This is a genomic window from Zestomonas insulae, from assembly GCF_016901015.1.
Taxonomy (GTDB): Bacteria; Pseudomonadota; Gammaproteobacteria; order Pseudomonadales; family Pseudomonadaceae; genus Aquipseudomonas; species Aquipseudomonas insulae.
In genome coordinates, this window is sequence record NZ_JAFEUP010000002.1 from 719,780 (window position 1) to 733,895 (window position 14,116).

The window sequence follows — 14,116 nt, forward strand, 5'->3', positions numbered from 1 at the left end:
CTGTGAATCTGAAATCAGTGGGCCGCGGCGCGCGCGGCGGCGATGCGTTCGCCCCAGCTGCGGGCCGTGGCCAGAATGCGTTGTTCGTCCAGGCGGGTCAGTTGGCCGTGGTCGAGTAGCTGCTTGCCGCCGACCCAGAGGTGCTGCACGCAATCGCGGCTGCTGGCGTAGATCAGTTGCGAGACCGGGTCGTAGACAGGTTGCTGGGCCAGGCGCGACAGGTCGAAGGCGACCAGGTCGGCGAGCTTACCCAGCTCCAGCGAGCCGGTCTGCTCGTCCAGGCCGAGCGCGCGGGCGCCGTTCAGGGTGGCCATCCGCAGTGCGCGATGGGCATCGAGGGCGGTCGCCGAGCCGGCGACGGCCTTGGCCAGTAGCGCGGCAGTGCGGGTTTCGCCGAGCAGGTCGAGGTCGTTGTTGCTCGCCGCGCCATCGGTGCCGACTGCCACATTGACCCCGGCATTCCACAGCCGTTCCACCGGGCAGAAGCCGCTGGCCAGCTTGAGGTTGGATTCCGGGCAGTGGATGACGCTGCTGTTGCTCTCCACCAGCATGGCCAGGTCCTCGTCATCGACCTGGGTCATGTGCACGGCCTGGAAGCGCGGGCCGAGCAGGCCCAGGCGCGCGAGGCGGGCCATTGGCCGCACGCCGTGCAGCTCCAGGCTCTGCTGGACCTCGAAGGCGGTCTCCTGCACGTGCATATGAATGCCGGCATCCAGCTCCTCGGCCAGCATGCGCACGCTTTCCAGCTTGTCGTCGCTCACCGAGTAGGGGGCGTGCGGGCCGAAGGCTACCTTGATGCGCGGGTGCTGCTTGAGGTCGTCGAACAGCTTGAGGCCCTTGCGCAGCGCCTCATCGGCGTCACGCGCGCCGGGGGTGGGGAAGTCCAGCACTGGAATGCACATCTGCGCGCGAATGCCGCTCTTGTGCACCAGTTCGCTGGCGATTTCCGGGAAGAAGTACATGTCCGAGAAGCAGCTGATGCCGCCCTTGAGCTGTTCGGCGATGGCCAGTTCGGTGCCGTCGCGGACGAATTCTTCATCGACCCAGCGCGCCTCGGCCGGCCAGATGTGGTCCTGTAGCCAGGTCATCAGCGGCAGATCGTCGGCCAGGCCGCGGAACAGGCTCATCGCGGCATGCCCGTGGGCATTGATCAGGCCGGGGCTGAGCAGGCAACCCGGCAGCTCGCGGATTTCCTTGGTGGCGTGCAGCATCGCCTCTTCGCGCGGCGCCAGTAGCACGATGCGCCCGTCGCGGATGCCCAGTGCATAGTCCTTCCAGACCACCCCGGCCGGCTCGACAGGCACCAGCCAGGTCGGTAACAGCAGCAGGTCGAGGGGGGCGGACAGGTCGGACATCTTCGGCTTCCAGTGCGGTATCTCGGCGGATGCGGCAGTATACCCGAGCGCCCGGACGGGCGGCTCGCTATAATCCGCGGCTTTTGTTGCTCGGGGGTGGGTCATGCGCGATCAGTTGTTGGCAGCGGAGAAGGTCAAGGCCATCGAATGGCGTGACGGCTTCCTGTACCTGCTCGATCAGCGCCTGTTGCCGCTGGAAGAGCGCTGGCTGGCGTTCGATTCCGCGGCCGCAGTCGCCGATGCGATTCACGACATGGTCGTGCGCGGCGCTCCGGCGATCGGTATCAGCGCCGCATATGGCGTGGTGCTGGGTGCCAGGGCGCGCCTGGCGGCCGGTGGCGACTGGCGCGCGGCGCTGGAAGAGGACTTCACCCGGTTGGCCGAGTCGCGGCCGACGGCGGTCAACCTGTTCTGGGCGCTGAACCGCATGCGTGAGCGCCTCGCCCGCTTGAAGGCCAAGGATGACCCGTTGGCGGCACTGGAAGCCGAAGCGGTGGAAATCCACCAGAGCGACCGCGAAGCCAACCTGACCATGGCGCAGTACGGCGTCGAGCTGATCCGCAAGCACCAAGGCAATCCGCAGAACATCCTCACCCATTGCAACACCGGGGCGCTGGCCACCGGCGGTTTCGGCACCGCGCTGGGGGTGATCCGGGCTGCCTGGCTCGATGGCCTGATCGAGCGGGTCTACGCCGACGAGACCCGGCCCTGGCTGCAGGGTTCGCGGCTGACCGCCTGGGAGCTGGCGGGCGAGGGCGTGCCGGTGAGCCTCAACGTCGACTCGGCCGCTGCGCACCTGATGAAGACCCAGGGCATCACCTGGGTAATCGTCGGCGCCGACCGCATCACCGCCAATGGCGATGTGGCCAACAAGATCGGTACCTACCAGCTGGCGGTCTGCGCCATGCACCACGGCGTGCGTTTCATGGTCGTGGCGCCTAGCTCGACCATCGACATGAGCCTGGAAAGCGGTGAGGACATTCCCATTGAGGAGCGCGCCGGCAGCGAGCTCCTGGAGATGGGTGGGCGTCGGGTGGCGGCCGAGGTTGCCGCGGTCAATCCGGTGTTCGACGTCACCCCGGCGGACCTGATCGATGTGATCGTCACCGAGCGCGGCATCGTCGAGCGCCCCGATGCCGCCAAGCTGGCGCAGCTGATGTGCCGCAAGCGCCTGCACTAACCCGATTGCGGCAGCTGGGCGGGGTAGGTGCGGGGCGGGCTTTGTGGTAATCTCCGGCAGTTCTCAAGGGGGCTTCTATCGCCCTCTTACGACTGCGCCGATGCATGGCATAACTCTTTGATTTGTCGTGAGTCGTTGCTGGCTAAAGGCCTTCAGCGGCGCGCTCCGCTCCATTAAGGAAGGCGTGGCGTTTCACTAGAAAAAGGAACCAGGCTTCTCATGGGTGAACTGGCCAAAGAAATCCTCCCGGTCAACATCGAAGACGAACTGCGGCAGTCCTACCTCGACTACGCGATGAGCGTGATCGTCGGGCGTGCTCTGCCGGACGCGCGCGATGGCCTGAAGCCCGTGCACCGTCGGGTGCTCTACGCGATGAGCGAGCTGGGCAACGACTGGAACAAGCCCTACAAGAAGTCGGCCCGTGTGGTCGGTGACGTGATCGGTAAGTACCACCCGCACGGCGATACTGCGGTGTACGACACCATCGTGCGGATGGCGCAGCCGTTCTCGCTGCGCTACATGCTGGTCGACGGTCAGGGCAACTTCGGTTCGGTGGACGGCGACAACGCCGCGGCCATGCGATACACCGAAGTGCGGATGGCCAAGCTGGCCCATGAGCTGCTGGCTGACCTGGACAAGGAAACCGTCGACTGGGTGCCCAACTACGACGGCACCGAGCAGATCCCGGCAGTCATGCCGACCAAGATTCCCAACCTGCTGGTCAACGGTTCGTCCGGTATCGCCGTGGGTATGGCCACCAACATTCCGCCGCACAACCTGGGCGAAGTGATCGATGGCTGCCTGGCGCTAATCGACAACGCCGAGCTGACCATCGATGAACTGATGCAATACATTCCCGGCCCGGACTTCCCGACCGCGGGGATCATCAACGGTCGTGCCGGCATCATCGAGGCCTACCGGACCGGCCGTGGCCGCATCTATATCCGTGCTCGTGCCGAAATCGAGGACATGGAGAAGGGCGGCAATCGTCAGCAGATCATCATCACCGAGCTGCCTTATCAGCTGAACAAGGCCCGTCTGATCGAAAAGATCGCCGAGCTGGTGAAAGAGAAGAAGATCGAAGGCATCACCGAACTGCGCGACGAGTCTGACAAGGACGGCATGCGCGTGGTCATCGAGCTGCGCCGTGGCGAAGTCGGCGAGGTGGTGCTCAACAACCTCTACGCCCAGACCCAGCTGCAGAGCGTGTTCGGTATCAACGTGGTGGCGCTGGTCGACGGCCAGCCGAAGACCATGAACCTCAAGGACATGCTCGAGGTGTTCGTCCGTCACCGCCGCGAAGTGGTGACCCGGCGGACCGTCTACGAGCTGCGCAAGGCGCGCGAGCGTGGGCACATCCTTGAAGGCCAGGCGGTTGCGCTGTCCAACATTGATCCAGTGATCGAGATGATCAAGACCTCGCCGACCCCGGCCGAGGCCAAGGAGCGTCTGATCGCCACCGGCTGGGAGTCCAGCGCCGTGCAGGCGATGGTCGAGCGCGCTGGCGCTGACGCCTGCCGTCCGGACGACCTCGATCCGCAATTCGGTCTGCGTGATGGCAAGTACTACCTGTCGCCCGAACAGGCCCAGGCGATCCTCGACCTGCGTCTGCACCGCCTGACCGGTCTGGAGCACGAGAAGCTGCTAGCCGAGTACCAGGAAATCCTCGCCCTGATCGGCGAGCTGATCCGCATCCTGACTAGCCCTGAGCGCCTCATGGAAGTGATTCGCGAGGAACTGGAGAAGGTCAAGGCCGAGTTCGGCGACAAGCGTCGCACCGAAATCGTCGCCTCGCAGGTCGACCTGACCATCGCCGACCTGATCACCGAAGAGGAGCGTGTCGTCACCATTTCCCACGGCGGCTACGCCAAATCCCAGCCGCTGCATGCCTACCAGGCACAGCGTCGCGGCGGGCGCGGCAAGTCGGCCACCGGGGTGAAGGACGAGGACTACATCGAGCACCTGCTGGTTGCCAACAGCCATGCCACCCTGTTGCTGTTCTCCAGCAAGGGCAAGGTCTACTGGCTGAAAACCTACGAAATCCCCGAAGCCTCGCGCACCGCGCGCGGTCGGCCGCTGGTCAACCTGCTGCCGCTGTCCGACGGCGAGCGCATCACCGCGATGCTGCAGGTCGATCTGGAAGCGCTGCAACAGAGCGCCGGCGCCGATGACGAACTGGACGATATCGACGGCCAAGTGATCGAAGGCGAAGTGGTTGAGGCCGAGCCGGCCGAAGACAGCGACGCCGACGTCGCCGATGACGAGCAAGATGAGCCGACCGGCGCCTACATCTTCATGGCCACCGCCAACGGTACGGTGAAGAAGACCCCGCTGGTGCAGTTCAGCAAGCCGCGCAGCGTCGGTCTTATCGCCCTGAAGCTGGAAGAAGGCGACACCCTGATCGCCGCGGCGGTCACCGACGGCGCCCGCGAAGTGATGATGTTCTCCGATGGCGGCAAGGTGATCCGCTTCAAAGAGAAGCACGTGCGCATCATGGGTCGTAACGCCCGCGGTGTGCGCGGCATGCGCCTGCCGGAAGGTCAGCACATCATTTCCATGCTGATTCCCGAGGCCGGCGCGCAGATCCTCACCGCCTCCGAGCGAGGCTACGGCAAGCGTACGGCGATGGCCGAGTTCCCGCGCCGCGGCCGTGGCGGCCAGGGCGTGATCGCCATGGTCAGCAACGAACGCAATGGCCGACTGGTCGGTGCAATCCAGGTGCTGGACGGTGAGGAGATCATGCTGATCTCCGATCAGGGCACCCTGGTGCGTACCCGTGTCGACGAGGTCTCCAGTCTGGGTCGCAACACCCAGGGTGTGACCCTGATCAAGTTGGCGACCGACGAGACCCTGGTTGGCCTCGAGCGCGTCCAGGAGCCATCCGGCGTCGACGAGGACGAACTGGAAGGCGAAGACGCCGAGCTGAACGAAGTGGCGGTAGCCGCGGAGGGCGATGAGGCCCCTGCTGCGGAAGCCCCAAGCAACGAAGAGTGAGAGTGACGTGACTAAGCGAGCCCATAATTTCTGCGCAGGCCCAGCCGCACTTCCTACCGCGGTACTGGAGCGTGCCCAGGCCGAGATGCTCGACTGGCAGGGCAAGGGCCTGTCGGTCATGGAGATGAGCCACCGCAGCGACGAGTACGTGGCCATCGCCGAGAAGGCCGAGCAGGACCTGCGTGACCTGCTGAACGTGCCGAATGACTACAAGGTGCTGTTCCTGCAGGGTGGCGCCAGTCAGCAGTTCGCCGAAATCCCGCTCAATCTGCTGCCGGAAGACGGTGTCGCCGACTACATCGACACCGGCATCTGGTCGAAGAAGGCGATTGAGGAAGGGCGCCGCTACGGCAACGTCAACGTCGCCGCCAGCGCCAAGCCCTACGACTACTTCGCCATTCCCGGGCAGAACGAGTGGCAGCTATCGAAAGATGCCGCCTACTTGCACTACGCCAGCAACGAGACCATCGGTGGTCTGCAGTTCGACTGGACGCCGTCGGTGGGCGATGTACCGCTGGTGGTCGACATGTCCTCGGACATCCTCTCGCGCCCGGTCGATGTCTCGCAGTTCGGCCTAATCTACGCTGGCGCGCAGAAGAACATCGGTCCGAGCGGCCTGGTGGTGGCTATAGTTCGCGACGACCTGCTCGGCCGTGCGCGCAGCGTCTGCCCGACCATGCTCAACTACAAGATCGCCGCCGATAACGGCTCGATGTACAACACCCCGGCGACCTATTCCTGGTATCTCTCCGGCCTGGTCTTCGAGTGGCTGAAAGAGCAGGGCGGCGTCGAGGCGATGGAGAAACGCAACCGGGCGAAGAAGGACCTGCTGTACAAGGCCATCGACGCCAGCGATTTCTACACCAACCCGATCGCGATCAACGCACGCTCGTGGATGAACGTGCCGTTCCGCCTGGCCGACGAGAAGCTCGACAAGCCGTTCCTCGCCGGCGCCGAGGCGCGCGGCCTGCTCAACCTCAAGGGTCATCGTTCGGTGGGCGGCATGCGTGCCTCCATCTATAACGCGACCGGCCTCGATGCGGTGGAAGCCCTGGTGGCCTACATGGCCGAGTTCGAGAAGGAGCACGGCTGATGAGTGATCAGGACCAGCTCAAGGCGCTGCGCGTTCGCATCGACGGCCTCGACGAGAAGATCCTCGAACTGATCAGCGAGCGCGCGCGCTGCGCTCAAGACGTCGCGCGAGTGAAGATGCAGACCCTGGCCGAAGGCGAGAAGCCGGTGTTCTACCGGCCGGAGCGCGAAGCCTGGGTGCTCAAGCACATCATGGAGCTGAACAAGGGGCCGCTGGACAACGAAGAGATGGCGCGGCTGTTCCGCGAGATCATGTCGTCCTGCCTGGCCCTCGAGCAGCCGCTCAAGGTCGCCTATCTCGGCCCCGAGGGAACCTTTACCCAGGCTGCCGCGGTCAAGCACTTCGGTAATGCAGTGATCAGCACGCCGATGGCGGCGATCGACGAAGTGTTCCGCGAAGTGGCCGCCGGTGCGGTGAACTTCGGCGTGGTGCCGGTGGAAAACTCCACCGAGGGTGCGGTCAATCACACCCTGGACAGCTTCCTCGAGCACGACATGGTGATCTGTGGCGAAGTCGAGCTGCGTATCCACCATCACCTGCTGGTTGGCGAGACCACCAAGACTGATCGGATCACCCGCATCTACTCCCATGCCCAGTCGCTGGCGCAGTGCCGCAAGTGGCTGGACGCGCATTACCCGAACGTCGAGCGTGTGGCGGTTTCCAGCAACGCCGACGCCGCCAAGCGAGTGAAGAGCGAGTGGAACTCGGCGGCGATTGCCGGCGATATGGCGGCGAACCTGTACGGTCTGACCAAACTCTTCGAGAAAATCGAGGATCGCCCGGACAACTCCACGCGCTTCCTCATCATCGGTAGCCAGGAAGTCCCGCCTACCGGCGACGACAAGACCTCGATCATCGTCTCGATGCGCAACAAGCCGGGCGCGCTGCATGAGCTGCTGGTGCCTTTCCACACCAACGGTATCGACCTGACGCGCATCGAAACCCGCCCGTCGCGCAGCGGCAAATGGACCTACGTGTTCTTCATCGACTTCGTCGGGCATCACAAGGACCCGTTGATCAAGGATGTGCTGGAGAAGATCAACAGCGAGGCCGTGGCCCTGAAGATGCTGGGCTCGTATCCGAAAGCGGTGCTTTAAAAACAGCAGCTGGAAGCCGGAAGCTGGACGCCGGCTTCCAGCTCCCAGCGGAGCTGAACATGAGTTGCGATTTCCTCGCCCTGGCCCAGCCAGGTGTGCAAAAGCTGTCGCCCTACGTGCCGGGTAAGCCGGTGGATGAGCTGGCGCGCGAGTTGAATCTGGACCCGGCGGGCATCGTCAAGCTGGCCAGCAACGAGAATCCGCTCGGGCCGAGCCCGAAGGCGTTGGCGGCTATCCGTGTCGAGTTGGACGAACTGACCCGCTATCCGGATGGCAACGGCTTTGAGCTCAAAGCCAAGTTGGCCGCGCGCTGTGGCGTACAGCCGGCCCAGGTGACCTTGGGCAACGGCTCCAACGACATCCTCGACCTGGTTGCGCGAGCTTACTTGGCGCCTGGTCTGAATGCAGTGTTCAGCGAGCACGCCTTCGCGGTGTACCCGATCGCCACCCAGGCGGTTGGGGCGCAGGGCAAGGTGGTGCCGGCGAAAGACTATGGACATGACCTCAAGGCCATGCTCGCCGCCATCGACGAGCAGACTCGCGTGGTGTTCATTGCTAACCCGAACAATCCGACCGGTACCTGGTTCGGCCCGCAAGCGCTGGCCGAATTCCTTGTTCACGTGCCCGAGCGCGTGCTAGTGGTGCTGGACGAGGCCTACATCGAATACGCCGAAGGCGACGAGTTGCCGGACGGCCTCGATTACCTGGCGCAATACCCGAACCTGCTGGTGTCGCGGACCTTCTCCAAGGCTTACGGGCTGGCGGGGTTGCGCGTGGGCTATGCGCTGTCCTCTGCGCAAGTCGCCGATGTGCTCAATCGGGTACGCCAGCCGTTCAACGTCAACAGCCTGGCGCTAACCGCTGCTGGTGCTGCGCTGGACGATGCCGACTATCTGGCGGAAAGCCGTCGCGTCAACGACGCCGGTATGCTCCAGCTCGAACAGGGCTTCCGCATGTTGGGTCTGCGCTGGATTCCCTCCAAGGGCAATTTCATCGCCGTGGATTTCGCGCGCGATGCCGCACCGATCAACCAGGCGCTGCTGCAGGCCGGCGTAATCGTGCGGCCGGTGGCAGGCTACGGCATGCCGACTTTTCTGCGCGTGTCCATTGGCACCCAGGTCGAGAATGCCTGCTTCCTAGAAGCCTTGGCTCGGGTGCTGGCTCGTGGTTGATGTGATCGCCCGTCCGTCCTTGGGTCGCCTGGTGGTGGTGGGACTCGGCCTGATCGGCGGGTCCTTTGCCAAGGGGCTGCGCGAGAAAGGCCTGTTCCGCGAGGTGGTTGGCGTCGACCTGGATACCGAATCGCGCCGCTTGGCCGTTGAGTTGGGCGTGGTCGATCGTTGTGAGACCGAGCTTTCGGCGGCTTGCGTCGGTGCCGATGTCATTCAGTTGGCGGTGCCGATCCTGGCGATGGAAAAGGTGCTGGCCGAGCTAGCCAAGCTCGACCTCACCGGTGTGGTGTTGACCGACGTGGGTAGCGCCAAAGGCAACGTGTTGAAGGCTGCGCGTGCGGCGTTCGGCGATATGCCGGCGCGCTTCGTGCCGGGCCATCCAATCGCCGGATCCGAGCAGAGTGGGGTGGAGGCGGCCAAGGCCGGCTTGTTCCGCCGGCACAAAGTGATTCTGACGCCATTGCCCGCTACCGACCCGACGGCCCTGGCCTGTGTCGACCAGCTGTGGCGTGCTTTGGGCGCGGACGTCGAGCACATGGACGTCGAGCACCATGACGAAGTGCTGGCTGCCACCAGTCACCTGCCGCACCTGCTGGCCTTCGGCCTGGTCGACTCGCTGGCCAAGCGCAGCGAGAATCTGGAAATTTTCCGCTACGCCGCTGGCGGTTTCCGGGACTTCACTCGGATCGCCGGTAGCGATCCGGTGATGTGGCACGACATCTTCCTGGCCAATCGCCAGGCGGTGCTGCGTACCTTGGACGCTTTTCGCGAAGACCTCGACGCCCTGCGCGCCGCGGTAGACGCAGGGGACGGGCATGGGCTGCTTGGTGTGTTCACCCGCGCTCGCTTCGCCCGTGAGCATTTCAGCAAGATTCTGGCCCGTCGGGCCTATGTGGATGCTATGAACAATAACGATCTGATTTTCCTGGCCAATCCTGGCGGCAGCCTGTCCGGGCGCATTCGTGTGCCGGGCGATAAGTCCATTTCCCACCGCTCGATCATGCTCGGCTCGCTGGCGGAAGGCACCACCGAGGTGGAAGGCTTCCTCGAAGGCGAGGACGCGCTGGCCACGCTCCAGGCGTTCCGCGACATGGGTGTGGTGATCGAGGGGCCGCACCACGGTCGCGTGACCATCCACGGTGTCGGTCTGCACGGTCTGCAGGCGCCACCCGGGCCACTGTACCTGGGCAATTCCGGGACCTCGATGCGCCTGCTCAGCGGCCTGCTCGCCGCGCAGTCGTTTGATACCGTGCTGACTGGCGATGCTTCGCTGTCCAAGCGTCCGATGAATCGCGTCGCCAAGCCGCTGCGCGAGATGGGCGCGGTGATCGAAACCGGTCCGGAAGGTCGTCCGCCGCTGCAAATCAAGGGTGGTCAGCGGCTGAGCGCTATGAATTATGAGATGCCGATGGCCAGCGCCCAGGTCAAATCCTGCCTGTTGCTGGCGGGGCTGTACGCTGCCGGCGAAACGGCGGTGAGCGAGCCGGCGCCGACCCGCGACCACACCGAGCGCATGCTGCAGGGCTTCGGTTATCCGGTAGCAGTGGACGGCAACACTGCACGGGTCGAATCCGGTCACAAGTTGAGCGCGACTCATATCGAAGTCCCGGCGGACATTTCCTCTGCGGCGTTCTTCCTGGTCGCGGCGAGCATTGCCGAAGGTTCCGAACTGCTGCTCGAGCACGTCGGCGTGAACCCGACTCGTACCGGTGTAATCGATATCCTCAAGCTGATGGGTGCCAATATCAGCCTGGAAAACCAGCGCGAAGTCGGTGGTGAGCCGGTGGCTGACATTCGGGTGCGTTCAGCCAAACTGAAGGGCATCGACATTCCTGAGGATCTGGTGCCCTTGGCGATCGACGAGTTCCCGGTACTGTTCGTCGCCGCGGCTTGTGCCGAAGGTCGCACCGTGCTGCGTGGTGCCGAGGAGCTGCGGGTCAAGGAGTCGGATCGCATTCAGGTGATGGCGGACGGCTTGCTCGCGCTGGGCGTCAAGGCTGAGCCGACTCCGGACGGCATCATCATTGATGGCGGGCCGATTGGCGGCGGTGAGGTCTGGAGTCATGGTGATCACCGTATCGCCATGTCGTTCACCGTGGCGGCCTTGCGCGCTGGCGCGACGATTCGCATCCACGATTGCGCCAACGTCGCCACCTCGTTCCCCAACTTCGTTGGCCTGGCGACCCAGAGCGGTATTCGCGTCCACGTTGAGGGTGATCAGTGATGAGTATCCAGATTCCGGTCATCGCCATTGACGGCCCCAGCGGTTCCGGCAAGGGCACGGTCGCCGGCCTGCTGGCCAAGCGGCTCGGCTGGAACCTGCTCGATTCAGGCGCGCTTTATCGCCTGTTGGCATTTGCCGCGCGCAATCACGGTGTCGACCTCACCAACGAAGAGGCCTTGAAGCTGCTGGCGGCCCATCTGGATGTGCAGTTTGTTGCTGCGGGGCCAGGCCAGTCGCAAAGCATTATCCTGGAGGGCGAAGAGGTCACCGACGCCATTCGCAACGAGCAGGTGGGCGCCGGAGCTTCGCAAGTCGCGGCACTCCCGGCAGTGCGGGAAGCGCTTCTGCAGCGTCAGCGTGCATTTCTAGAGGCGCCTGGGCTGGTTGCGGACGGGCGCGACATGGGAACCGTTGTGTTTCCAGACGCTCCGCTGAAGATATTCCTGACGGCTAGCGCCGAAGAGCGCGCACGCCGCCGTTATCTGCAGTTGAAGGGTAAGGGGCAGGATGTTAATCTTGCGAGTCTGCTAGACGAGATACGTGAGCGCGATGAGCGCGACATGCAACGCGCAGTCGCTCCGCTCAAGCCGGCGCCTGACGCAATTCAGCTCGATTCCACCGAGCTGTCGATCGAGCAGGTGCTGGAATGCATCATGAGTGAAGTCGCTGATCGCGACCTCGCCGGATGACCAAGTAGGCCTACGGGATACCAGGCAAAGCCCGAAGCCTTCTTTTACTTAAACGACCCCGCATTAGTCTGGAGTGCGGCAGATGGGCGGATTCTCGCCCTTGATCAATTCAGGAATCAAAATGAGCGAAAGCTTTGCAGAACTTTTTGAAGAAAGCCTAAAGTCCCTCGACATGCAGCCGGGTGCCATCATCACTGGTACGGTTGTTGATATCGATGGTGACTGGGTTACTGTCCATGCCGGCCTGAAATCGGAAGGCGTCATCCCGCTCGAGCAGTTCTACAACGAACAAGGCGAGCTGACCATCAAGGTCGGTGATGAGGTCCACGTTGCGCTGGACGCGGTTGAAGATGGCTTCGGTGAAACCAAGCTGTCCCGCGAAAAAGCCAAGCGCGCGGAATCCTGGATTGTTCTGGAAGCTGCGTTCTCTGCTGAAGAAGTGGTCAAGGGCATTATCAATGGCAAGGTCAAAGGCGGTTTCACCGTCGACCTGAACGGCATTCGTGCGTTCCTGCCGGGCTCCCTGGTCGATGTGCGTCCGGTGCGTGATACCACCCACCTGGAAGGCAAAGAGCTCGAGTTCAAAGTCATCAAGCTCGACCAGAAGCGCAACAACGTGGTGGTTTCTCGCCGTAGCGTTCTGGAAGCAGAGAACAGCGCCGAGCGTGAGGCTCTGCTGGAATCCCTGCAGGAAGGCCAGCAAGTCAAAGGTATCGTCAAGAACCTTACCGACTACGGTGCATTCGTTGATCTGGGCGGCGTCGATGGCCTGCTGCACATCACCGACATGGCTTGGAAGCGCATCAAGCATCCTTCGGAGATCGTCAACGTTGGTGACGAGATCGATGTCAAGGTTCTGAAGTACGACCGCGAGCGCAATCGCGTTTCCCTGGGTCTGAAACAGCTGGGCGAAGATCCGTGGGTTGCCATCAAGGCTCGCTACCCGGAAAGCACCCGTGTCATGGCGCGCGTTACCAACCTCACCGACTACGGCTGCTTCGCCGAGCTGGAAGAGGGTGTGGAAGGTCTGGTGCACGTTTCCGAGATGGATTGGACCAACAAGAACATCCACCCGTCGAAAGTCGTTCAGGTTGGCGACGAAGTGGAAGTCATGGTTCTGGACATCGACGAAGAGCGTCGTCGTATCTCCCTGGGTATCAAGCAGTGCAAGACCAACCCGTGGGAAGATTTCTCCGGCCACTTCAACAAAGGTGACCGCATTTCCGGCACCATCAAGTCGATCACCGATTTCGGTATCTTCATCGGCTTGGACGGTGGTATCGACGGTCTGGTGCACCTGTCCGACATTTCTTGGAACGAGCCGGGCGAAGAAGCTGTTCGTCGCTTCAAGAAGGGTGACGAGCTGGAGACGGTCATCCTGTCGGTCGATCCGGAGCGTGAGCGCATCTCCCTGGGCATCAAGCAGCTGGAAGACGATCCGTTCTCCAGCTATGTGTCCCTCAATGACAAGGGTTCGATCGTTCGCGGTACTGTGAAAGATGTGGATGCTAAAGGCGCTGTGATCAGCCTGGGCGACGACATCGAAGCCGTACTGAAGGCCTCCGAAATCAGCCGCGATCGCGTCGAAGACGCACGCAATGTGCTGAAGGTTGGCGACGAAGTCGAAGCTAAGATCATCAGCGTTGACCGCAAATCCCGCGTCATCAGCCTGTCCGTCAAGTCGAAAGACGTTGAGGACGAGAAAGACGCCATGCAACACCTGCGCAAGCAGGAAGTGGAAAGCACCGGTCCGACCACCATTGGTGATCTGATTCGCGCACAGATGGAGAATCAAGGCTAACGCCTGATCCTCTTCAAAAAGGGCGACCATTGGTCGCCCTTTTTATTTGCCTGGCGTTTTTCGTCTTGGAAATGTATCCCTACTTTAGGTTGTTCAACTCCCGTCGATCATGCTAAAACCATAGCTGAGCTGATCTAGCCGCTTGAAATAGAAGGGAAAACCATGACCAAGTCGGAGTTGATCGAACGCATTGTCATCCACCAGGGGCAGCTGTCCGCAAAAGATGTGGAGCTTGCAATCAAGACGATGCTGGAGCAGATGTCGCAGGCGCTTGCCACGGGGGATCGTATCGAGATTCGCGGCTTTGGCAGCTTCTCTTTGCATTTCCGCGCGCCTCGCGTTGGGCGGAATCCGAAGACTGGTGAATCGGTGCGGTTGGATGGGAAATTTGTGCCGCACTTCAAGCCTGGAAAAGAGCTAAGAGATCGTGTGAATGAAGACTAGTTTGGAGCACACGGCGGCGCTAACTATGCTTGGTGTTCACGATTGTTACTTTATCCCTTCGTGTAGC

10 protein-coding genes are annotated in these 14,116 nt (G+C 62.6%); 9 read left to right on the forward strand and 1 reads right to left on the reverse strand.

Features of this window, described 5'->3' with window-relative positions:
• Positions 1-14: 14 nt before the first annotated feature.
• The gene (locus JQX08_RS08940) at positions 15-1,355 is read right to left on the reverse strand and encodes a TRZ/ATZ family hydrolase (RefSeq protein ID WP_205348021.1); all 1,341 of its coding nucleotides are present in this window, start codon (positions 1,353-1,355) and stop codon (positions 15-17) included.
• A gap of 103 nt (positions 1,356-1,458) precedes the next feature.
• Between JQX08_RS08940 and mtnA the strand changes: the two genes are divergently transcribed.
• From mtnA to ihfB, 9 genes are all read left to right on the forward strand, one after another.
• Positions 1,459-2,535, forward strand: coding sequence for an S-methyl-5-thioribose-1-phosphate isomerase (gene mtnA / locus JQX08_RS08945; RefSeq protein ID WP_205348022.1), 1,077 nt, complete (start codon positions 1,459-1,461; stop codon positions 2,533-2,535).
• A 219-nt stretch (positions 2,536-2,754) separates the two neighbouring features.
• Positions 2,755-5,529 carry a DNA gyrase subunit A gene (gene gyrA, locus JQX08_RS08950; protein WP_205348023.1) on the forward strand — a complete coding sequence of 925 codons (2,775 nt, stop codon included), beginning with the start codon at positions 2,755-2,757 and terminating at the stop codon, positions 5,527-5,529.
• A gap of 7 nt (positions 5,530-5,536) precedes the next feature.
• Complete coding sequence (serC, locus tag JQX08_RS08955; protein WP_205348024.1) at positions 5,537-6,622, forward strand: 3-phosphoserine/phosphohydroxythreonine transaminase; 1,086 nt, start codon at positions 5,537-5,539, stop codon at positions 6,620-6,622.
• Positions 6,622-7,719, forward strand: coding sequence for a prephenate dehydratase (pheA, locus tag JQX08_RS08960; protein ID WP_205348025.1), 1,098 nt, complete (start codon positions 6,622-6,624; stop codon positions 7,717-7,719). Before serC ends, pheA begins: the two co-directional genes overlap by 1 nt.
• A 59-nt stretch (positions 7,720-7,778) precedes the next feature.
• The gene (gene hisC / locus JQX08_RS08965; protein ID WP_205348026.1) at positions 7,779-8,891 is read left to right on the forward strand and encodes a histidinol-phosphate transaminase; all 1,113 of its coding nucleotides are present in this window, start codon (positions 7,779-7,781) and stop codon (positions 8,889-8,891) included.
• 1 nt (position 8,892) lies between these two features.
• Positions 8,893-11,115 (forward strand): bifunctional prephenate dehydrogenase/3-phosphoshikimate 1-carboxyvinyltransferase, encoded by a 2,223-nt coding sequence (locus tag JQX08_RS08970; protein WP_205348206.1) that lies wholly within the window; start codon positions 8,893-8,895, stop codon positions 11,113-11,115.
• Positions 11,115-11,804 (forward strand): (d)CMP kinase, encoded by a 690-nt coding sequence (gene cmk / locus JQX08_RS08975; protein WP_205348027.1) that lies wholly within the window; start codon positions 11,115-11,117, stop codon positions 11,802-11,804. Before JQX08_RS08970 ends, cmk begins: the two co-directional genes overlap by 1 nt.
• A 121-nt stretch (positions 11,805-11,925) precedes the next feature.
• Positions 11,926-13,605, forward strand: a complete 1,680-nt coding sequence (rpsA, locus tag JQX08_RS08980) for a 30S ribosomal protein S1 (RefSeq protein ID WP_205348028.1) — start codon at positions 11,926-11,928, stop codon at positions 13,603-13,605.
• Positions 13,606-13,767: 162 nt separating this feature from the next.
• Complete coding sequence (gene ihfB / locus JQX08_RS08985) at positions 13,768-14,049, forward strand: integration host factor subunit beta (RefSeq protein WP_205348029.1); 282 nt, start codon at positions 13,768-13,770, stop codon at positions 14,047-14,049.
• Positions 14,050-14,116: the final 67 nt, after the last annotated feature.